The sequence below is a fragment of the Plantactinospora alkalitolerans genome (genome assembly GCF_015690345.1).
Lineage (GTDB): Bacteria > Actinomycetota > Actinomycetes > Mycobacteriales > Micromonosporaceae > Plantactinospora > Plantactinospora alkalitolerans.
In genome coordinates, this window is record NZ_JADPUN010000287.1 from 1 (window position 1) to 21,060 (window position 21,060).

The window sequence follows — 21,060 nt, forward strand, 5'->3', positions numbered from 1 at the left end:
CTTTCGCGCGGAGGCGGCGGGTTGGCTCGACCCGCTGCTGCACGCCACCCGGGGCCGGCGGGCGATCCGCGGCAGCACGCCGGCTGCCGCCACCGCCGTCCCGGCTACCGCCACCGCCGTCCCGGCTACCGCCACCGCGGTCCCGGCTGGCGAGGATGCCGCCACGGCCACGGCCTCGGCCGGCCATGCGGCGGGGTCCCCGGCTCCGCTGGTTCGGGCGACCGCGCGATCGGGGGTCAGCGGCAAACGGGTGCTGGTCGTCCTCGTCGCGGTCTTCCTGGTGTCGTTGCTGCTGCTCTGCGGCCTGACCCTGGCCAGTGGCCCGCCCGTACAGACGGCCCAGGTACGGATCTCCTCCAATTCGGCGCGGGTGGATACCGGACGCCCGGTGCCGACCGCCCACGTCGTTCCCGAGCCGGTCCGGACGGCGTACCCGACCCGGCCACCGGCCACGACCGTCTGCCCGCAGTACGCCGGAAAGGTGGTCGCCACCGAGCCTGACCGGGCAACCACGGCCCGGATCGACGCCGTGTGGAACCGGATCGAACGCTGGCTGGCCGCGAAGGCACCGCGTACCCGTGCCACGCTCCGACCGCCGGCGCCCCGGGCCCGGATCGCCAAGTCACAGACCCGGATGTCGGTCGCCTTCCCGGCCGACCTGGTCGCGTCGCTGCGCCGTCACGACGGTGCCACGGCGGTCGACGGCTTCGACCTGCCGCCCTTCTTCCGACTGCTGCCCCTCGACGAGATGGTGGCGGACTGGGAGATCACCTGTTCGGTGTTGGCGGGTGACGCGCCGGACGACGAGTGGTGGCACCGGTCCTTCGTGCCGTTCGCGTCGGCTGGCGACGGTGGCTGTCTGCTGGTCGACCAGCGGCCGGGCGGCCACGGCAGGGTGGGCGAGTTCTATCCGGAGGACGGCACGGGCTTCGACAGGTGGCCGGCATCGGTCACGGATCTTCTCGAGGGCGTGGCGAGGTCGCTGGAGACCGGCGAACCATACGCGGGGCTGTACCGCCCCACCGTCGACGCCGAGCGCCGGCTCGACTGGACCATCGAGAGGTCGCGCTGAATCCGGCTACGCGGACAACCCACCGACAAATGATCAGTCTTTCGCCGAGGTCATCTCGCAGGGCCTCTTGTCGATCGTGCACGCCGTCGGCGCCGAGTCGAAGAGCGACCCGTCGACCCGGAACCGCACCTGCACCGATCCGTCCGCCGGTACCTGACGGGTGCTCTGGTCCGGCACGAACGTCCAGGTGTTGCCGTCCCGACTGGTGGTGGCCCCGGACACCTCGCCGACGGCCTGCGTCGACCGGGGCAGCGTGATGACCAGGGTCCAACCGGTGGCTGGGCCGGGGCCGGGATTGCTGATCGTCACCGAGGCGGTGTAGTTGAGCAGCGTCGCCCCCTCGGACGCGTACCGGCCGGTGAGGGTGGGCGGCGGTGCCGGCGGCCGGGGCGTCGCCGGTCGCGGCCGGTCGCGGGCCCCGGTGGACGACTCCGGCGACGGCAGCGCGAGCGGCGATGACGCGGGTGGGGTCGCACCGCCCTCGGCGTCGTCCGGTACGCCCCCGGTGCTCGCCTCGGCGACGGGGGTCGGTGGCGGCGCCACGCCGAGCGGGGCGAGCTGATCCGGTGTCCGCAGCAGCGAGGTGACGAGGAATCCGGTACCGATGACCGCCACCAGCGCCGCGGCGACGATCACGGTCGCCAGGGCCCGGTCACCGCGCCGGACCGGCAGCGCACGGGCGACCCGACGGATCAGACCGCGGACCGCCGCCACCGCGGCGAGCAGCAGATCGAGTACGGCGACCGGCAGCGTACGCGCCGGACGTTGTCGAACCTTGGTCACTTGTCATCCCTTCGCTGCACTCCGGCGCCGCGCCCCGCCCCCGCATCGGCCGGCACCGGGTTCAGAGCGCCCGCAGCCCGGCGAGCACCGCTTCCAGCAGATCTTCCGAGGGGGCGTCCAGCACCGGCGGCTCGTGGGTCTCGATCAGCCCCGCGTCCAGCAGGTCGCCGAGCAGCACCCGGACGGTACCCACGGGCAGGTCCAGCGCGGCGGCTATCTCGGCCACCGAGAGCGGCCGGCGACTCCAGACGAGGATCTCGGACTGCTCCGGCGTCAGGTCGGACCGCTCCGGTACCGGCCATCTGGAAACGACCAGGGAGATCAGGTCGAACTGTCCCCGGATCGGCTGCGTCCTGCCCCGCGTCATCGCGTACGGGCGGACCACCGGCCCGGCGTCCTGGTCGTACCAAACGTCGTCGTTGCGACCGCCTCCACCGGTGCGCACCGCACATCACCCCCCGGTCAGGTCATCGGCCGGTACCGGAAAGGTGGGCAGGTGCGAGTCCGCCCGGCCTGCGGCCAGCGCCACCTCGTAGGCCATCTCGTCGACGTCGGCGTCCCCGGCGAACCGGACGGCGAGGATCGCGCCACCCCGGGTCGCGGCGACGAACAGGAACGCCCGGTGCATCTGCACGATGACCTGACGCACCCCGCCGGGGCCGGAGTGCCGGGCGGCGGCCTGGGAGAGCGCCTGTAGGCCGGCGACCACACTGGAGAGCTGATCGGCGAGTTCTCGGCCGACCCCCCGGGAGACGCCGAGCAACAGCCCGTCGGGGGAGAGCGCCACGGCATGCTCGGCCGCCGAGACCCGGTCCACGAACTCGTCGAGTATCCGGACCAGGTTATCCGTCGTGACCACTGCGTGAGTCACCTGTCGTCCTCTCGCTGCTTTCGGCTTGGCCGTCGATGGGCGTCGGCACGGACACCGGTAGCTCCATCGTCACCGACCAGTCGGTTTCGGCGGGCCGCACCGGCGCGCCGTTCGGGTGCGGGTTGGCCGTCCGGGTGGTGGCGCCGGCCGCGTTGCCCTCATGGGGCCGGCGGACCCGCACCGGAAGGGGCGGAGGCGCGGCGCCCGGACGCGCCGTACCACCCGGTCGGCCCACTGCGTTGTCGGCCGGCCGTCCTGTCGGGGTGGCGCCGCCCGAGGTGGTCTCCGGGCCGGACGCGGGTGTGTCAACCAGCAGGCTATCGGGGACGCGCACGATCGCGGTCGTGCCGCCCCGGGCTCCGGCGGTCAGTTCGACCGTGACACCGTGTCGCCGGGCGAGCCGGCCGACAACGTACAGCCCGACCGAGCCGCCGAGGGGTGCGGTGGTGGGCGTGTCCCGGATCAGCTCGTTGACGGCGTCCAGTTCGGCCGGGCCACGGCCCGCGCCGTCGTCGCTTACCGTGATCGCCGCGCCGCCGTCCCGGAATTCGCCGCTGATCCGTACCGTGGTGGTCGGCGGTGATCCGGCGAGGGCGGCCTCGACGACCTCGGCGAGCAGGTGGATCAGATCGGGCAGGGCCCGGCCCGCCACCGACCCCGACCAGTTCGGGGCCACCAGCACGCGCGGGTAGTCCGACGCCTCGGCCACCGCGCCGCGTACGACGTCGACGAGCGGAACCGGCCGCCGCCAGCGTCGCCCGGGAGTACCGCCGGACAGGCTGATCATCTGCTCGACGTTGCGCCGGATCCGGGTGGCCAGATGGTCGAGTTGGAACAGTTCGGCCAGCTCGTCGGTGTCCGTCTCGCGGCGCTCCATCGCGTCGAGCAGGCCGATCTGCCGGTGCAGCAGGCTCTGGTTGTCCCGGGTCAGCCGCACGAAGACCTCCCGGATGCGCTGGAGCGCGGCGAGTCGCGTCGCGATCTGCGTGGCCCGTTCCGTCACCCGCTCGGCCTCCGCCTGCCGCCGGCCGGTCTGGGCCACCAACTGCTCCCGTTGCGTCGCCAGCCGCTTGCGCTGGGCCGACAGCTGCGCGGCCTGGGTGGTCAGTCGCGCGGTCCGTTCCCGCTGCGCGGCCAGCTCGGCCGTCAGCCCGTCCCGGGCGGTGCCCAGCGCCGCATGTTCCGCGGTCAACTGGTCGAGCCGCCCGACCACCCGTCGGGTGGTCCGGATCGTCAGCATGGCCGCGGCCACCACCGTCACGAGCCCGAGACCGCCGACCAGACCGGTCCGGGCGACGACGCCGACCGCGCCCGGGGTGGCCCGCTCGACGCTGCGCCGTACCCCACGCGCGACGAGGTTGCGCAGCCCGGACAGGGCCGGCTCGGTCGCCGCCTGCCACCCGGCCGGCTGTACCCGGGGGCTCCCCGCGCTCCGGCCGGCGGCGAGCAGTTCCGCTTCGAGGGCGTCCAGCGTTCCGAAGACCGGTCCGCCGACCAGGCGGTCGTAGCCGACCCGCTCGGCGAACGGCAGTCCGGCCGCCGCCTCGGTCCGGGCGAACCGCGCCACGGCGACGAGGTCGACCAGTTGCCGGTGTTCCGCCTCGGTCAACCGGTTCGCGGCGAGCGCCCCGGCCACCAGAGCATCCTCCCGGGCGAGCAGTTCCGCGGACCGGGCCAGGGCGACGAGGGACCGGGTCTCCTCGATCAGGTCGGTCCGCCGGCTGGCCCACTGTGAGCCGTACACGGCGAAGCCGGCGTCGATGATCTGCCCGTACGAGGTGGCGGCGCTGGCCCGGTCGACCGTGCCGCCGTCGACGGTGTCGCGGAGCGACCGGACCGCGTCGAGTCGGCGGACCAGTTGGGCCGCCCGCTCCCGGACCGTGCCGACGGTGAGCAGCCGGAGGTCGCTGTCGCTGTCGCCGGCGAACCGACGCAACACACCGATCGCGGCGTCGGTCCGGTTCCGCGCCTCGGCCAGAGCGGTCCGGTGCCGGCCCGGAGCACCCAGCTCCACCATGGTCAGTCGGCGCTCCGCCTGGAGGCCGAGGACGAGTGCCTCGGTCGGCTGGCCGAGTTGTGTACCAAGGGTGCGGACGGCGAGCAGGTCCATCGACTCGCGGGCGGTCAGGAAGGCGGCGTATCCCCAGAGCACGGCCAACACCAGCAGCAGGACGTTCGCCTTCTGCACGAGCCGAATGGGGTTGCCCCCGGTCGCCGGCCGGGTCGCCGATCCGCCGTCGCCGGCCGGCCGGTTCACCGCACCGGGCCCGCCGGAACCGTTCGCCGGTCCGGAACCGCCCGCCTCGGCGGACACCCGCCGAATCGTGATCGCCCGGCGCAGCCTGGCCCGCAGCGCGGCCGTACGCCGCACCGCCCGGCTCACCGCGTCGTCCGTTCTGGCCAGGGTGTTCCGCCCGGCCGACCGCCGGACCGCTCCTCGACGATGGTCCGCAGCCGGGCCAGCAACTCGCTGCGGTTCGCACAGTTGAGCCGTTGCCGCATCCGCGCAACGTGGTGCTCGACGGTCTTGGCCGAGATGAAGAGCCGGTCGCCGATCTGTTTGTAGGTCAGGCCGGAGAGCACCAGTTCGGCGACCTCCCGCTCGCGCTCGCTGAGCCGTTCCTCGGCCGGTACGGCGATCGCGTCCGCGACCTGGGGTGCGCCGGTGCCGGTCGGCCGGGTCGTTCCCTTGACACCGGCCGGGCGCCCCTGGAGCATCCGCGCGCAGTCCAGCAGGGTGGTCATCGCCCGCCGGTCCGAGGTCCGGATGGCGGCCTGCCCGGCGAGTCGGGCCCCGTCCCAGCACAGTCCGATGCCGTGCAGCCCCCGGGCGGCGGCCTCCACCCGGACCGGGTCGACCACACCACGCAGCACCTCGACCCAGCTCTGTCCGGCGGCGGCCACCACCGAGGCGTACGGGGTGTGGCCGGTGGTCGCGGCCAGTGCGGCGACGTGCTCGTCGGCCACGGTCGGCCGGTCGGCCAGGATCGCCGCGTGCAGGCAGCTCCAGTGCAGCGGGGTGGACCACAGTGGAGGATCACCGAGCAGCGTCAGCAGGTTCCGCGCCTCGCCCAGGTACGGCGCGAGCCGGTCCAGCTCGCCGAGCCGGGCCGCGGCGATGGCGAACTCGCCGAGCGGCAGCAGCGTGAACAGGTCGACCGGATGTCGTACCACCGCCTCCCGGGCCCGCTCCCAGCCGCGTTGCAGGGCCGGAAGATCGCTGTTGCGGCGGGCGATGCCCAGCTCCAGCGCGGTGGCGAAGAGCAGGTCGCGGGACTCCAGCGGCGGTCCGCCCGCGGTCACCGTCGCCAGTTGCCGACCGGCCTCGACGGCCCGGCCACGCACCATCAGCAGCCAGGTCTGCAACAGCCGGTGCCGGCGGGCCATCAGGGCGGCACCGAGTCCGGCCGACGCGGCCCGGTCGAGCACCCGCTCTCCGATGTCCAGCTCTCCGGAGTGCAGCGCGACCAGCGCGGCGAGCACCGCCGGGCTCTCCGGCAGCAGCACCGAACGCCCGGCCGGTTCGAGCAGCGCGGACGCCTGCACCAGCGTGGACAGGGCGGCGGTGGGTGGCCCGGACAGCGTCTCCCGCAGCCCTCTGGCCATCAACAGCGCGGCACTGGCGAGCAGGGTCGGCGGGCCGTCCCTCGGCGGGTCGGCCAGTACCCGGTCGAGCGGCTCCGACCGGCCGGTACCGACCGCACCGATCGCCGCGAACGCGACCGACGCGGGCGTACCCGACCAGCGGTAGAGCTCGACGGCGCGGTCGGTGTGGCCACGGTGCACGAGCGCGGTCGCGGCGACCGCCGCCCCGTCGGCCCGGTACGGCGAGTCGGGGGTGGCGATCAGCCGGTCGGCCAGCCGCAATGCGGAGTCCAGGTCGGCGGAGAGCGCGGCCGCCATGGCGCGGCGGGCCGCCACCGGCCGACCGGCGGCCTCGGCCACCGCGAAGAGTCGGGCCGCGAGTGCCGGCTCCTCCCCGAGCGCCTCGTCCCCGGCCGCCTCCGCGACGCCGGCCGGACAGCTTCCGCCGAATCCGCCGTCGAGCATCGAGCGGACCAGCGGAAGCACCCGGCCGCCGCGTTGGAGTTGGAGTTCCGCGAGGCGCCGCCAGACCGCGGCCCGCTGGCTCGCGGGGCTGAGCGCGACGATGGCGCGGCGGACGATCGGGGCGAGCCGGTCGTCCGGGCCGAGCAGCCCGGCCGCGCGGGCCGCGGCCAGCGGCTCGTCCAGCTCGTCCGGGTGCCGGGACAGCAGCGCGCCGAGCAGGTCGGTCGGCAGGGCCGCCCCGGCCGACATCGCCAGCAGCAGTCGGCGTGCCTCCAGGTCCAGGCTCTCCAGTTCGGGTGCGAACTGGAGCAGCACCGACCGGGGGATCTCGAAGGGTGGTCCGGCGGGTGCCGGGCCACCGGTCCCGGGGCGGTCGGTTCCGGCGCGGTCGGCGCCGGGCCGGTCGCCCCGGACCTGACGGCGGTCGCCCGGCCGCAGCGCCCGGGCCAGCCACTCGACGAATCTGGGTACGCCCGCGGTCTGCTCGTGTACCAGCCGGACGTTGGCCGGCGACACCGTCGTCCCGTACGCCGTGCTCAGGTACGCGCCCGTGCGCTGCTCCGTGAACGGGCCGAGCGGTACCGGCGGCCCGCCCCGGTGCAGCAGTTCCGCCAGCTCCACCAGCCCGGCCGGCCGGGGCCAGGGCCGGAACGCGACCGCCAGCCGGACCCGGCCGGTCTCGGCCAGCCGGCGCAGTTCGGCCAGCGCGGCGGCGTCGAGCAGGTGCGCGTCGTCGACGAGCAGGGCCTGGCCGGGGTCGTCGGGATCCGTCAGCTCCCGCCAGTTGTCGAGCACCGCGATACCGGCCTGCTGGTAGCCGTGTCGTAACCGGGCCAGCAGGGCGGTCTTGCCGTGCCCACCGCTGGCCTGCACGGCGGTACTCAGCGTTGCCTGCGGATCGGCCTCCACCCGGGCCAGGAAGGCCATGGTCTGCTCGTCGAGCACGAGCGGGGACTCGGTGTCGGTGCGCAGCATCAACGGCGGCCTCACCGAACCGGCCCGACCGGGCCGGCGACGGTCAGCGCGTCGGGGCCGACGGCGACGCTGAGCAGGGTGACGAGGCCGATCGCCAGGACCGCCAGTGCGACCGTCATGGTGCCGCGTCCGGACGCGAGGCGGGACAGTGCCCGCATCGGCATCTCCAGCGGGGTGATCCGGATCGGGGGCCGGGGTGGCAGTTGGGTGCGCTCCTCGTCGTACCGGGCCGGCTCGCGGCCGGATCCGTCGGGCTGCTGACCGGACCGGCCCCGCTGTCGGCGGGGCGGCGGATCACCGCGCCGGAATCCGGGCCGGGGCGGCGGGCGGTTGCCCCGCTGGTGGTCCAGGATCTGGCAGCCGGTCAGTGCCGCACCGGCGGCGATGGTGAGCTGCGGATCGGGCTCGACCTGCACCGGTACCGGGAACCGGTCGGCGACCAGGTCCCGGACCAGCGGGATCCGTGCCGACCCGCCGGCCAGCAGGACGCCGTCGAGCTGGTCGGGGGCCAGGCCGCAGGAGCGGACCGTACGGAGCAGTTCGTCCACGGTCATCGCCACGGTGGGCCGGATCAGTTCCTCGAACCCGGACCGGGTCACCGGCACCCGGACCTGCCGGACGGGCGACCGGACCAGTACGTCCGTGCTGCCGGCGACGGTCAGCGTCGTCTTGGCCCGTCGGCACTCGCGGCGCAGGTCGAGCAGCGCCTTCCGGACCAGTGGGTCGGTCGGGTCGGACAGTTCCTTGCCCAGGCCGGTACGGACGTGCTCGACCAGTGCGTCGTCGAAGTCGGCTCCGCCGATCGGCTCGGTGCCGGACCGGGCGGCCCGCAGCTCGAAGCCGAGGGGCTGGGCCCGGTCGACCACCGCGACTTCGAAGCTGTGGCCGCCGAGGATGTAGACCGCGAGGGTCCGGCCGGTGAAGCCGCGTGCGGCGTGGCTGGCGGCCGCGACCACGGGGGTGGGCAGCAGCGTGACGTCGGTCAGGCCGGCGTCCCAGAGCGCCTCGGAGAGCAGGTGCCGGCGGTGGCCGCCCCAGTCCGCCGGATGGCGCAGGACGATCCACTCGGGACGCTCGCCCTCCTGGTCCACCACGCGTTCGACCACCCACATCGCCAGCATCGCGGTGAGCGCCTGCGCCGAGCACGCCTCACCGCCCACCAGCAGCGGTACGTCGTCACCGACCCGGTTGGTGAACCCGCGCGCGATCCAGCCGCTGTCGATCCGCCCGTGGTACTCGTCGGGGTCGTCGACCGTGATCGAACGGTTGCTGGACATCAGCAGTACGGACGGCACGGTGTGGTCGACCGGGCCCAGCCGGACGGGTTCGGGCGGATCCCAGGCGTTACCCCGGAGTCGGACGACAGCGGCAGCCGTTGCGGTGCTGCCGATGTCGATTCCGAGGACGTGGGGCATCCGACCATTCCTTCACCGCGAGTTCTCGTCCCGGGACGGTGCGTAGGGCGATGCCGCCCCACCGGGGACCGGCCCGGGCATTTCGCATCGCCCGGTGGGCCGTTAGGGAGTCATCTTTTCGTACCAGAGATCTATCCGCCATCGGGACCCTAACTCTGGCGGAACGCATCCCCTATGCCCCTAACGCAGACCTAAGGCGCGGCCCTAGCGTGAACGGTCGGAAACCCGGCGTTGTCCCCGATGTCCGGTGCGGCGTTCTCCGCCTACCGTCGGCTAGGACATTCGAACCGCGACGCGCCGGTTCACTGCACCCAGTCCCCGGACCGGGCGAGGATCGCAACGAGGAGACCGGCACATGGGCTCGCCCCAGACCTTGCACGATTTCGTGCTCAACCTGCTGACCAATCCGGATGCCCGGTCGGCGTTCGAGATCGATCCCGAGGGGACCCTGCGCGAGGCGGGCCTGTCCGACATCAGTGTCGCGGACGTGCAGGACGTGGTGCCGTTGGTGGTGGACTACGCGCCGGTCCAGGGTCTCAGTTCACTGGTTCCGGCCGGTGACGACCTCGGACTGGGCCAGTTCCAACCCGATCCGGTCGGCGTCATCGGTCAGTTGCAGAGCGTCGCACAGCAGATCCCGGTGGGCACGCACACCACGGGTTCCGACATCAACGCGGCGACGCTGGGTGCGATCAGCATCGCGCCGAGCAGCCTCGGCATGGTCGGTTCCGTCCTGCCGGGTCTCGGGATCGGGAACGACCCGCTCGCGGACCCGCTCGGCCCGACCGGTGTGGACGTCGCCGAGACGCTCGACGCGGACGTCGCGGACCCGGTCCTTTCCGAGCCGACCGGCGTGGTCGACACGACCGGGGGCCTGGTCGTCGACACGGCGGACGACAGCCCGTTGGGCGTGGTCGACTTCGCGGGCGACACGGTGCGGGGCACCCTGGACGGGGTCACCGGGCTGGTCGACTCGCTGGGCGTGACCGACACCGTCGGCGGTGTCGGCAACGGCCTGGACCTCGACGAACTCGGTTCCGCCGACGCCCCTGTGCTCGGCGACCTCGACGCCACCTCGACGGTGACCGGCCTCACCGACCAGGTCGGCGACACCCTGCACGGGACCACCTCGGATGTCCTCGGTGACAGCGGCCTGACCGGAGACGAAGACGCCTCCACCTCCGGCGGCCTCCTGGGAATCACGGACGGCCTTCTCTGAGCGCGGGAAGTCCGTGAGGCCCACCGAAGGCCGGACCGTGGTCCCACGGTCCGGCCTTCGGTCCTCTTGATAATTCCGGCGCAACCGGCACACTTGGTGCGGTGATGGCGCCTATCTGGCTTGATGTCCTCGACGAGACCGTTCGGGTCTCCGGTGCGCACGGCCGTGGTGACCTGATCCAGTGGCTCCGGCGCAGGCGGGCCCAGTTGCTGGACCCGAGGCTGCGGGTGCTGGTGCTGGGCGAGCCCAAGCAGGGCAAGAGCCAGCTCGTCAACGCTCTGCTCAACGCCTCGGTATGCCCGGTGGGAGAGGGCGTCAGCACCACCATCCCGACCGTCGTGGCGCATGCTGCGGCGCCGACCGCCGCCCTGGTCTGGAGCCCGCATTCCGCCGACGAGGAGCCGGCCGGGCGACGCTCGCCCGATGGCCGGTCGACGCCGCGCGCGTCGGAGGAGCGCCGCCGGGATCCTGAGGAGCGCCGCCGGGATCCTGAGGAGCGGGGTCGGCACCCGGAGGAGCAGCGACGCACTTCGGACGAACGACTCGCGGCGTCCCGCCCCGCCGCCCCGGTCGGTGCGCGGCCGGCCGGCCCGGCCCGCCGGGTGACCGTATCGATCGAGCAGGTCACCGCACGGATCAGCGGTCGTGGTGGCGGGATCGCCGACCTCGTGGCCGGCGCGGAGGCTGCCGGTACGACAGGCGGTGGCGGCCGTACGACCGGGCTCGGCGACACCTCGGGTCGGCGTCCGGGCGGCACCGAACACGCGGAGATCGGCATCCCCCGGGCGCTGCTCGCCTCCGGTGTGGTGCTGATCGACACGCCAGGTGCGGGCGGAACCGATCCGGGCCGCCAGCTCAGCCCGGCCGCCACTGCGAGCCACGCCGACCTGGTGCTGCTGGTTTCCGACGTGACCCGGGAACTCTCGGTCACCGAGCTGAACCTGCTGCTGCACATCGCCGGGTCGCAGGCCAACCTGGTCGTCGTGCAGAGCAAGATCGATATGGTGCCGCACTGGCGTACGGTGGTCGAGCGCAACCGGCAGCACCTGGCCGACGCGGGCGTGCCGGCGACGCTGATCCCGGTCTCCGCGACGCTGCGACTTCAGGCGGCCCGGAGCAACGACAAGGAACTCAACGCCGAGTCGCACTTCCCCGAGCTGATCAACCGGCTGAAGCGGGACCAGGCCGGCAAGTCGGAGAACCTGGCCCGAGCCGCCGTGGCACTGAGCGCCCGGACCGTCATCGAGCAGCTCGCCGCGCCGCTGCGGGCCGAACTCGCCATCTCGACCGCCGTGGAGAAGTCCGGCCCGATCTCCAAACTGCACGCCGCGCAGCGGGAGGTGGACGAGCTACGCCGGTGCTCCGTGCGCTGGCAGAACACCCTGAACGACGAGATGGCGGACCTGATGTCCGACGTCGAGTACGACCTGCGCGACCGTACCCGGCAGATTCTGCGCAAGGTGGACGAGGCGTTCGACAAGGCCGATCCGCTGACCGGCTGGGACACGTTCCAGGACTGGCTGACGGATAACCTGACCGACGCGGCGGAGGCGAACTACGCCTGGCTGGCCGAACGCTGCGGTTGGATCGCCCAGCGGGTCGCGGGCCGCTTCGACCGGTACGACTTCGACGCGTTGCCGAGCTGGTCCGTCCGGGTACCGGAGAACCTGGCCGACCGGATCCAGGTGATGGACCAGCCCTCCGTCGAGCGGTTCACCCGGACCCAGAAGCTGGTCACCGGGCTGCGCGGCTCGTACGGCGGGGTTCTGATGTTCGGCCTGGCCACCACGCTGGCCGGGATGCCGCTGATCAACCCGATCTCGCTGGGCGCCGGTGCGCTGTTCGGCGGCAAGAGCGTCCGGGACGAGGGCAAGTCGCTGCTCAAGCGGCGTCAGTCGGCGGTCAAGACGGCGACCCAGCGGCATGTCGACGACTTCTTCCTCCGGCTGAGCAAGGACTGCAAGGACACCGCCCGGCAGGTGCAGCGGATGCTCCGGGACCACTTCACCGGGCTGACCGAGGAGTTGCAGGAGGGGATCGTGCGGTCGTTCCGCAACGCCAAGCAGGCGGCGGAGGCCGACGCGGCAGAACGCGACCAGCGGCACCGGCGGATCGCTTCGGAGATGAAACGGCTGGCGGACCTGTACGAGCAGTCCCAGGCGCTGGTCGGCGTCCAGAGCGTCGCCGCGGCTCGGACCGGTCTGGAGCCGGGACCGTGAGCCGGGTGTCCGGACTGGACGAGTCGGTCTGGGATCTGCTGCACGAGGCGTTGGAGCTCTACCGGGACCATCCTCGGGCGGTGGACCAGCTGGGCCGTCAGCTCGGCCGGTTCTCCGAGCCGCTGCGGATCGCCGTCGCCGGCCCGTGGCGGTCGGGCAAGTCCACCCTGCTGAACGCGATCATGGGCGAGGAGGTCGCTCCGGTCGAGGTGGCGGACGGCCGCCAGGTCTTCACCTGGTACGAGGACGGGCCGGAACCCCGGGTCACCGCGTACCCGGCCACCGGCTCACCCCGGGACCTCGCGGTCAGCCGGGGCGGTGGCGGAATCCGGGTCGACCTGGGTGGTGGCCGGTGGGACCAGGTCGACGACATCGTGGTGCAGTGGCCGGCGCGCGCCCTGCGGCACGCCATCCTGATCGACACCCCGGCGGTGACCCCCGGGATCGACGACGTCCTGGCGGGTGCCGACGACGGCCGTCCTGGCGATGGCCGGTCCGGCGACCGGCGGTTGGCGCTCGGCACCGGCCCGGGTGCCGGCCTGCCCGGCGGCGGTGGTGCCGGGCTCTCCGACGGCGGCTCGGCGACGATCGAACGGATCGTCCGGGAGGCGGACGCGGTGCTGTACCTGAGCCGGGACGGCCGGGGAGACGACCTGCGGCTGCTCCAGACGGCGTTGCCGGGTACGGTCGCCCGGGCCGCGCCGGTCAACGTGCTCCTGGTGCTGTCCCGGGTCGACGAACTCGCCGGTGGTCGGGTGGACGCGCTGCTGACCGCCCGGCAGCTCGCCCGGCGGCACCGGCGCGATCCACGGATCAACTCCCAGTGCCTGAGCGTGGTCGCGCTGGGTGGCCTCGTCGCGCTGGCCGGGCGGATGCTGAGCGAGTCGGAGTTCGCCGCGCTGGCCGTACTGGCCGGGCTCGATCGGGCGCAGACGGACCGGGTGCTGCTCTCCACCGACCGGTTCACCGCCGCGGACTTCCCGGTCCCGCTCGACGTCGAGACCCGGCGCGGGCTGCTGGACCGGCTCGGCATCTTCGGCGTACGGCTGTCGACCACCCTGGTCCGGACCGGTTGCGACAGCCGGGGCAGGCTCGCCGCCGAACTGGTCCGGCGGAGTGGACTGACCGAACTGCGGGAGTCGATCACCCGGTACTTCGTGGACCGGGCCCCGGTGCTCAAGTCCCGGGCCGCGCTGCTGGCGCTGGAGTCGCTGCTGCTGGCGGAGCCCCGGCCGGGCGCGAAGGAGTTGCTGGCCCGGCTGGAGCAGGTGCTGACCGGCGCGCACGAGTTCCGGGAACTGCGGTTGTCGGCCGCGCTGCTGGGCGGGCAGATCCGGTTCGAGCCGGAGCTGACCGCCGAGGCCAATCGACTGATCGGGGCGGACGGCACCAGCGTGGCGGCCCGGCTGGGGGTCGAGCACGACGCCGGGGTGGACGAGCTGTGGGCGCGCGGCTCGGCTGCGGTACGCGACTGGCAGGAGCTGGCCGAGGATCCGGTACGCGGTCTCGACCAGCGCCGGGCGGCCCGGGTCGTGGTGCGTAGCTGTGAGGGCATGCTCGCCGAACTCTCCTGACCCTTGCTGGGACCGGTCCCGCCGCCGGGCAGGGGCGACGGGACCGGTCAGGTGCGAATCAGGTCTCGTCGGTCGCGTCGTAGTCGGCGGGAACCTTGTACGCCCCGGCGCGGCGGGCGCCGGCGGTGACCGTCGGGTCGGGCGGGCGGCGGAGGTGGTGCTCGGTGACGGCCTGGTACGCGGCGACGACCGCGAGCAGCCGCTCCTCGCCGAACGGCGGCGCGCCGAGAGTGGTGCCCCGGGGTACGGTCAGCCCGGTCGTACCGTCCACCCCGGTCCCGTACGGGAAGGCGATCAGCGGCAGGCCGATCCCGTCGAAGACGGTGCCGGTGAGGAACACGTCGCACCTGTCGAAGATGCCGGTGAGCACCAGGTGCAGGAACTGGTAACGGGCTTGGAGCATCTTCATGTAGTTGTCGGAGCTGCGGAACATCCCGTTGAGGAAACCGGGCAGCCGGTCGGCGAAGAGGCTGACATCCCGGCGTAGCTGTGGCAGGAACATGTTTGTCGCCTCGCCGGCGGTGCTGGAGAGCCCGGAGAGCAGGTCCCAGCCGTCCGGGTAGGGGACCTCGCTGACCCGGCAGCCGACCGAGGTGAGGGTCTGCAACAGTTGGTGCCGCAGCGCGGACGTCTCGGCGTTCGATTCGTCGAGGAAGTCCGGCGGGTAGCCGACGGTGGTCGCCCAGCGGACCTTCGGCCGTCCCTTGTACCGGTGGACCGTGGCCGCCTTCACCAGGTTCGGCACCGGCGGCATGCCGAGGGTTCGCGGGTCGTTGCGGTCCGGTCCGGCGAAGGACTGCAACATGATGGCGGCGTCCATCGCGTCCCGGGCCAGCGGGCCGGGATGGTCCCGGGTGAAGGTCAGCGGGATGATGCCGTACAGCGAGGCCCGGCCGAAGGTCGGCTTCAGGCCGGTGAGGTTCTGGGCGGTCGACGGGCTGGTGATCGAGCCACCGGTCTGGGTGCCGGTGCCGGCGGTGGCGAGCCGGCCGGCGACGGCGGTGGCGGTGCCGCCGCTGGAGCCGCTCGGGCTGTACCGGATGTCGTCGGGGGTCCAGGCGTTCACCGTGGTCGCGGTGCCGTCGGGGAGCCGGGCCCGGCCGGAGGCGAGTGGGCCCATCGCGGCCTTGCCCATCATGATCGTTCCGGCGGCCTGGAGCCGGGCGTGCACGGTCGAGTCGTACTCGGGAACGAAGCCGGCGTAGACCGGGGACATTCCGGTGGTCGGGATGTCCTTGGTGTAGAAGTTGTCCTTCTCCGCCGTGACGATGCCGGCCAGCGGCGTCGACTTCGACGTGATCCGTACCCGGCGGGCCGAGGCGAGCAGTTCCGCGTTGCTGGGCCGCCACAGGTACGCCTGGTAGACGCCGTCGTACCGGTCCAGTCGGTCCAGATAGGACTCCATCAGTTCGACCGGGTCGAGCAACCGGCGCCGGAACGCGGCGGCGGCCTCGCTGATGGTCAGCTCGGTCGGGTCGAGCAGCGCGGCCCGACGGATCGTCGGCGCGTACGCCGTCTCCCAGACACTGCCGGCGGACCCGCCGCCGCCGTGCGCGAGCACGGGCGCGGCGAGGGCCCCGGCGCCGAGTAGGCTGCCGGCTCCCGCCGCCGCCCACACCCCGGCCATCCGGGACAGGAACCAGCGTCGGTCGACGGTCAGATCCTGGGGTACGGCCTCGGCGTCGTCGCCGACCGTGCTGGGCGTGATCGGAGTCGTGGGTGTGACCGGAGTCGTCGTCACGGCTGGTACGCCCCCGTCCAGATCGACATCGGTGCCGGGTAGAGGACCGCGGCGTGCGCCTGCTGGTCGGGGACGTAGTCGGCGTAGCTGACTTCCTGTCGGAGGGTGCTCCGGGCGTTGGACATCACCCGTGCCTGGTCCATCGGTGCGCCCGGATCGTTCTCCGGCAGGGTGGACAGGTCGATGCCGAGAAGTGCGAACCGGGTCCTGATGTAGACGTCGAGTTCCGCGTCGGTGGGGGGCGGTGGAATCGCCATGCCATTCCTTCCTCGCTCAGGAACAGTGCGAGGAGTCAAGGCGCAGTTTGTTTCGGCGCCGGGCGTCACCGGTTGCGCGGTGGTCACCAAGTGTTTCGGGCCGAGGTGCGGGCCGGACGGGGCAGTCAGGGATCCGGCGGTATCCACCCGAGGAACCGCGCGGTCAGTTCGGTCGGGTCGATCCGTGGCTGGTCCACCATGGCGACCAGAAGGCGGCCGGACAGGAAGTCACGCAGACCGTGTGGGTCACCCCGGTAGCAGACCAGCAACGCCAGCCGGGCGGGTCGGCACGGCCACGGTGCCCCGCACTCCCGGCACAGGAACAGCGGCCTGGTGTGAGTGTGCGCCCGGAACCGCGCGAATGGCTGGCGCATCACGAGCCGGTGGGCTGGTACGGCCTCGGGACCAACTCGACCGAATCGGGGCAGCGCCACCGGAAACCGCAGCGGCAGCGCAGCCACAGGCGGCGCCAGTCCCGGCGGTGGCGTGGTCTGGTCCGACGTTGCCATCTCATTCTTCGCTCCCATCACCGAAGTGGAGACGGGGGCGGCGCTCGTGATCCGACCAGGGATCCGGCGCCGCCCCCGTCGCAACACCCGCCCGTCCTTCGGATGCCCTTGCCGTGGCTGGATCCGAGCGGGTGCGCCGAAGCGATCGTGCAATCTGTGATGGAACAATCACACCGCGCTCCGCTATGGTTTCCCTACGTTCAGTACGTTCTGTCGGGAGGCGGAATGAACCACGCCCTTCAGGTCGCGATGGTCGAGGCGGGCAAGACCGCCGAATCACTCGCGGGCCAGATCGGCGTGGATTCGAAGACGGCGGCCCGATGGGTGACCCCTGGACGGATTCCGCAGACGCGGCATCGTGCCCAGGTCGCGGCGGCCGTCGGACGGGACGTAGGGGACCTCTGGCCGGACGTACTGCGGCGGCGTGAGCCGATCTGGCTGCGCGAGTGGATCGAATTCGAGCGCGAGGCGCGGCTGCTGCGATGGTTCGAGCCGGCGCTGGTGCCCGGACTGCTTCAGACCGAGGCGTACGCGCGAGCCGTCCTCGGCTGGGGTGGACTGTTCAACGCCGACGAGGTGGAGCAGCGTACGAGATCGCGGATGGATCGGCAGGCGATCCTGTCCGGAGCGAAGCCGCCGCAGTTCTTCGCCATGGTCGACGAGGCCGTTCTCCGCCGCTGTGTCGGCGGGCCGGCGGTCATGGTCGAGCAGTGCGCGTACCTGCTCCGGCTCGCCGAGCGGCCGCACGTGCACATCCAGTCGATACCGGCCAGCGCTGGGGGACATGTTGGGCTCGCCGGAGGATTCATCCTGGCGAAGGGGCCGAGCGGCGAGGCCGCGCACCTTGACAACCGGCTCCGCGCGCACGTCGTCAGCCAGCAGGAAGACATTGATAACCTGGGGGAGGCTTGGGAAGCCATCCGGGCCGTAGCTCTGCCCACGGAACAGACCCTCAGCTTGATCAAGGAAGTGGCAGCGACATGGCAGACCTGACCGGTGCCATCTGGCGGAAGTCGACGCGCAGCAGTAACGGCGGGTCCACCTGTGTCGAGGTGGCGAAGACCCTTCCCGGCGTCGTCGGCGTGCGGGACAGCAAGGACCGACAGGGGCCGGTGCTGGCGTTCGGCCCGTCCGCGTGGCGGACCTTCGTCGCCGAGGTTGCCCGCCGCTCCTAGCCGGACGCTCGTAGAGCCATTCCGGTCACAGCGGCGACGGGTCGTCGCGCAGCCGGCTGTAGAGCCACCCGTCGCGCCAGGCGCCGGCCCGGAACTCGCAGGACCGCACGACCCCTTCCAGTTGGAAGCCGGCCTTCTCCAGCGACCGCTGCTCGGCGGTATTTTCGGCATGGGTGCCGGCTTGAATGCGCTGCGCCGGGGTGTGGCTGAACAGGTAGTCGCAGAGCAGCGCCTGGGCCCGCCAGCCGATGCCCTGGCCGCGCCACTCGGGCAGCAGCACGATGCCGATCTCCCAGTAGGGCGCCCGCCCACCGTACTGGCCCTGGAGATAGCTCAGGTAGCCCGCTCGGGCATCCGCCGCCGGCTCGACCTGCACGATCAGGCCGCCGGTCCGCTCGCCGAGGTAGCCGTCTTCGGCGAAGCGGCGGGCCGGCGCGGCGGCGTCCCGGAAGCCGGCCCAGTCGAGCCCGATCAGCCCGGGTTCGACCGCGAATCGGCGCAACATCGCCAGATCGTCCTCGGCCACCGGGCGCAACCGTACGGTCGAGCCGGGAGCCTGGTGCACGATACCGGCCACCAGCGGATGGGAACTGTCCATCCTCCGCACCGTAGTGACGGGCAGGGCCGCCCGCTGCCCCGGGTCGGCAGCTGTCAGGCGGCGGCGAGGGGCCCGTCCGTCGCCGCCACCCGCAGCACTTGATGACGCTGTACCCGGTCAAGATCGGGAGGAGAGGCCCTGGTCCGGCGGATCCGCCAGCCGCTCCGGCCGGCTACGGGTCCAACTGCCCCAGCCACGTTCGCGCATCATGTCCAGCAACCGCTGGGCCCGCGGATCGGACTCGACGGCGAGTGCGTCCAGAAGGTCAAACGGTAGGTCGTCGGGCGTCACGTCGGCGGGATCGGTTTCGCCGGAGTTGGCTGCCTGTTCGGCCATGCCGGCGGCCATGATGTCGGCGACTTCCTCCAGACGCGAGTCGTCGCCTACATCACTTTCGGAGATCTCCGACAGGACCCGGTAGAGCCGGACGAGTTGCGGGTCGTCGAGCTGCGCGAGTTTCGCGGGGATCATCTCGTGGATGTGATCGGGCCAGCGAGCCGCGACCAGGATCCACCCGTCCCGCTCACCCTCCACCACCCGCTCTGCCACCCCGATCTCCCGAAGTCGATCGAGATAGCGGACCACCTCCGATGGAAGCGCCAGACTGTCTCTGGCAGCGAGTTGCGCGATCTGCTTGCGGCTGGTCTTCAGCCGTTCGATCTCGTCGTGCAGGCGGTTGTCGATTCTCTGGATCGTTTCGGCAAAGGTCGACGGATCGGCGTCGAGCATCTGACCGATCTGGGAGAGCGGCACGCCAGCATCGGCGAGGGTGCGGATCTTGATGAGGGACACCACCGCCTTCGCGCCGTACCGCCGGTAACCCGAACTATCCCGCTCCGGCTCGGGCAGGAGCCCGATCTGGTGATAGTGCCGCACCGCCCGCACCGTGACACCGGCATACGACGCCAGTTGACCGATCGTCAGCATGCTCTGATCCTGCCCTCACCTCGTCCAGACCCGGCCGAGTTCGGCTCAGGAGATCTTGCGACGGTAGGAGATGTCGGCGAACACGAAGGCGACGACGAGGATGCCGACGCACCAGGCGAGGGCGGTCCAGATGTCGGTGCCGACCGGCTGCTGGGTGAACAGGTCTCGGATCGCGTTGACGATCGAGGTCACCGGCTGGTGTTCGGCGAAGGCGCGCACCGGGCCGGGCATGGACGCGGTGGGTACGAAGGCTGAGCTGATGAACGGCAGGAAGATGAGCGGGTACGAGAACGCGCTCGCGCCGTCCACGGACTTCGCGGTGAGGCCGGGGATCACGGCGATCCAGGTAAGCGCCAGAGTGAACAGCAACAGAATGCCGGCGACCGCGAGCCATCCCAGCACGCCCGCCCCCGTGCGGAAACCCATGGCCAAGGCGACGCCGACGACGACCACGAGCGAGATCAGGTTGGCGACCAGCGACGTCAGGACGTGCGCCCACAGCACGGAGGACCGTGCGATCGGCATGGACTGGAACCGTTCGAAGATGCCGCCCTGCATGTCCCCGAAGAGCCGGAAGGCGGTGTAGGAGATGCCCGAGGCGATCGTGATGAGCAGGATGCCGGGCAGCAGGTAGTTCACGTACGAGTCGGATCCGGTCTCGATCGCGCCGCCGAAGACGTACACGAACAGCAGCAACATGGCGATCGGCATGATCGCGGTCGTGATGATGGTGTCGGGGCTGCGGGCGATGTGCCGCAGTGAACGTCCCAGGAGGACAGCGGTGTCGCCGAGGAAGTGCTTGTTCATCGTTGTTCCTTCTCCGCTCTGGCGCCGACGAGGGTGAGGAAGACGTCCTCGAGGGTGGGCTGCTTCTCGACGTACTCGACCTCGGCGGGCGGGAGGAGCTGCTTGAGCTCGTTGAGGGTGCCGTTCACGAGGATCCGGCCCTCGTGCAGGATCGCGATCCGGTCGGCGAGCTGTTCCGCCTCGTCGAGGTACTGGGTCGTGAGCAGTACGGTCGTGCCGCCCTCGGCGAGCTTCCGGACGGCCTGCCACACCTCGAGGCGCCCCTCCGGGTCCAGCCCGGTCGTCGGCTCGTCCAGGAAGACGACCGGCGGATCCCCGATAAGACTCATCGCGATGTCCAGCCGGCGGCGCATGCCACCGGAGTACGTCGCCACCCTCCGGTTGCCGGCCTCGGTCAGCGAGAAGCGCCTCAGGAGGTCGTCCGCGATCGCGCCCGGGCCCTTGAGGTGCCGCAGCCTGGCGACCAGGACGAGGTTCTCCCGCCCGGTGAGGATCGCGTCGACCGCCGCGAACTGCCCGGTGAGACTGATGGACTCGCGTACGTCGGCGGCCTGGGTCGCGACGTCGAAGCCGTTGACCCGGGCGGTTCCGGCATCGGCCTTGAGCAGCGTGGAGAGGATCTTCACCACCGTGGTCTTGCCGGCGCCGTTCGAGCCGAGCAGGGCGAAGATGCTGCCCCGCGCCACGTCGATGTCGACGCCCCGCAGCACCTTCAGTTGCTTGAACGACTTCTCCAGGCCTTGCACCTGTATCGCGGGCTCCGCGACCCGATCGGTTGTTGGCGGGATGCTCATGACGGCCAGCATGGGGGGTTGACGCAGCGTCAGGGTCAAGTCCGCAGGCAGATGTGATTCGTCCGCGTGATGTG

The 21,060-nt window shown here is 72.0% G+C and carries 19 protein-coding genes; 6 read left to right on the forward strand and 13 right to left on the reverse strand.

The features are described 5' to 3' along the window. The coding region (locus I0C86_RS32900) for an SMI1/KNR4 family protein (protein WP_196205202.1) at positions 1-1,072 on the forward strand (1,072 nt) is incomplete at its 5' end. Between the two features lie 33 nt (positions 1,073-1,105). Here the strand turns inward: I0C86_RS32900 and I0C86_RS45225 are convergent. From I0C86_RS45225 to I0C86_RS32930, 6 genes are all read right to left on the reverse strand, one after another. Continuing rightward, complete coding sequence (locus I0C86_RS45225; RefSeq protein WP_196205203.1) at positions 1,106-1,855, reverse strand: cellulose binding domain-containing protein; 750 nt, start codon at positions 1,853-1,855, stop codon at positions 1,106-1,108. A gap of 61 nt (positions 1,856-1,916) precedes the next feature. After that, a complete protein-coding gene (locus tag I0C86_RS32910) occupies positions 1,917-2,300 on the reverse strand; it encodes a DUF742 domain-containing protein (RefSeq protein ID WP_323373982.1) in 384 nt (127 codons plus the stop codon). A gap of 6 nt (positions 2,301-2,306) precedes the next feature. Continuing rightward, positions 2,307-2,714: a roadblock/LC7 domain-containing protein gene (locus I0C86_RS32915; protein ID WP_323373983.1), complete on the reverse strand. Its 408-nt coding sequence runs from the start codon at positions 2,712-2,714 to the stop codon at positions 2,307-2,309. Next, positions 2,698-5,109, reverse strand: a complete 2,412-nt coding sequence (locus tag I0C86_RS32920) for a nitrate- and nitrite sensing domain-containing protein (protein ID WP_196205205.1) — start codon at positions 5,107-5,109, stop codon at positions 2,698-2,700. Before I0C86_RS32920 ends, I0C86_RS32915 begins: the two co-directional genes overlap by 17 nt. Continuing rightward, the gene (locus I0C86_RS32925; protein WP_196205206.1) at positions 5,106-7,751 is read right to left on the reverse strand and encodes a helix-turn-helix transcriptional regulator; all 2,646 of its coding nucleotides are present in this window, start codon (positions 7,749-7,751) and stop codon (positions 5,106-5,108) included. Before I0C86_RS32925 ends, I0C86_RS32920 begins: the two co-directional genes overlap by 4 nt. An 11-nt stretch (positions 7,752-7,762) precedes the next feature. Beyond that, on the reverse strand, positions 7,763-9,166 hold the full coding sequence (locus I0C86_RS32930) for an Hsp70 family protein (RefSeq protein WP_196205207.1): 1,404 nt from the start codon (positions 9,164-9,166) through the stop codon (positions 7,763-7,765). A 355-nt stretch (positions 9,167-9,521) separates the two neighbouring features. Between I0C86_RS32930 and I0C86_RS32935 the strand changes: the two genes are divergently transcribed. From I0C86_RS32935 to I0C86_RS32945, 3 genes are all read left to right on the forward strand, one after another. After that, positions 9,522-10,385, forward strand: a complete 864-nt coding sequence (locus I0C86_RS32935; protein ID WP_196205208.1) for an IniB N-terminal domain-containing protein — start codon at positions 9,522-9,524, stop codon at positions 10,383-10,385. 104 nt (positions 10,386-10,489) lie between these two features. Continuing rightward, a complete protein-coding gene (locus tag I0C86_RS32940; protein ID WP_196205209.1) occupies positions 10,490-12,604 on the forward strand; it encodes a dynamin family protein in 2,115 nt (704 codons plus the stop codon). Positions 12,605-12,609: 5 nt separating this feature from the next. Continuing rightward, positions 12,610-14,178, forward strand: a complete 1,569-nt coding sequence (locus I0C86_RS32945; RefSeq protein ID WP_230395183.1) for a GTPase family protein — start codon at positions 12,610-12,612, stop codon at positions 14,176-14,178. Positions 14,179-14,236: 58 nt separating this feature from the next. Here I0C86_RS32945 and I0C86_RS32950 read toward each other — a convergent pair whose 3' ends face one another. The 3 genes from I0C86_RS32950 to I0C86_RS43970 all read right to left on the reverse strand — a co-directional run bounded on the left by I0C86_RS32950 (position 14,237) and on the right by I0C86_RS43970 (position 16,703). Then, positions 14,237-15,919, reverse strand: coding sequence for an amidase (locus tag I0C86_RS32950; RefSeq protein ID WP_323373984.1), 1,683 nt, complete (start codon positions 15,917-15,919; stop codon positions 14,237-14,239). Next, positions 15,916-16,176 carry a hypothetical protein gene (locus I0C86_RS32955; protein WP_196205211.1) on the reverse strand — a complete coding sequence of 87 codons (261 nt, stop codon included), beginning with the start codon at positions 16,174-16,176 and terminating at the stop codon, positions 15,916-15,918. Before I0C86_RS32955 ends, I0C86_RS32950 begins: the two co-directional genes overlap by 4 nt. Before the next feature lie 125 nt (positions 16,177-16,301). Continuing rightward, complete coding sequence (locus I0C86_RS43970) at positions 16,302-16,703, reverse strand: hypothetical protein (RefSeq protein WP_230395184.1); 402 nt, start codon at positions 16,701-16,703, stop codon at positions 16,302-16,304. Positions 16,704-16,910: 207 nt separating this feature from the next. Here I0C86_RS43970 and I0C86_RS32965 point away from each other — a divergent pair, with 207 nt between their 5' ends. Beyond that, positions 16,911-17,678, forward strand: a complete 768-nt coding sequence (locus I0C86_RS32965; protein WP_196205228.1) for a DUF5753 domain-containing protein — start codon at positions 16,911-16,913, stop codon at positions 17,676-17,678. Next, positions 17,666-17,860, forward strand: coding sequence for a DUF397 domain-containing protein (locus I0C86_RS32970; RefSeq protein ID WP_196205212.1), 195 nt, complete (start codon positions 17,666-17,668; stop codon positions 17,858-17,860). Before I0C86_RS32965 ends, I0C86_RS32970 begins: the two co-directional genes overlap by 13 nt. A 25-nt stretch (positions 17,861-17,885) precedes the next feature. On the opposite strand, the gene I0C86_RS32975 is transcribed toward I0C86_RS32970, so the two are convergent. The 4 genes from I0C86_RS32975 to I0C86_RS32990 form a co-directional block, all read right to left on the reverse strand. Then, entirely contained in the window at positions 17,886-18,458 is a 573-nt protein-coding gene (locus I0C86_RS32975; protein WP_196205213.1) for a GNAT family N-acetyltransferase, read from the reverse strand. 117 nt (positions 18,459-18,575) lie between these two features. After that, on the reverse strand, positions 18,576-19,385 hold the full coding sequence (locus I0C86_RS32980; RefSeq protein ID WP_196205214.1) for a MerR family transcriptional regulator: 810 nt from the start codon (positions 19,383-19,385) through the stop codon (positions 18,576-18,578). Between the two features lie 45 nt (positions 19,386-19,430). After that, positions 19,431-20,192: an ABC transporter permease gene (locus I0C86_RS32985; protein WP_196205215.1), complete on the reverse strand. Its 762-nt coding sequence runs from the start codon at positions 20,190-20,192 to the stop codon at positions 19,431-19,433. Further along, positions 20,189-20,986 (reverse strand): ABC transporter ATP-binding protein, encoded by a 798-nt coding sequence (locus I0C86_RS32990; protein WP_230395185.1) that lies wholly within the window; start codon positions 20,984-20,986, stop codon positions 20,189-20,191. The genes I0C86_RS32985 and I0C86_RS32990 overlap by 4 nt, the downstream gene beginning before the upstream one ends. Positions 20,987-21,060 lie beyond the last annotated feature (74 nt).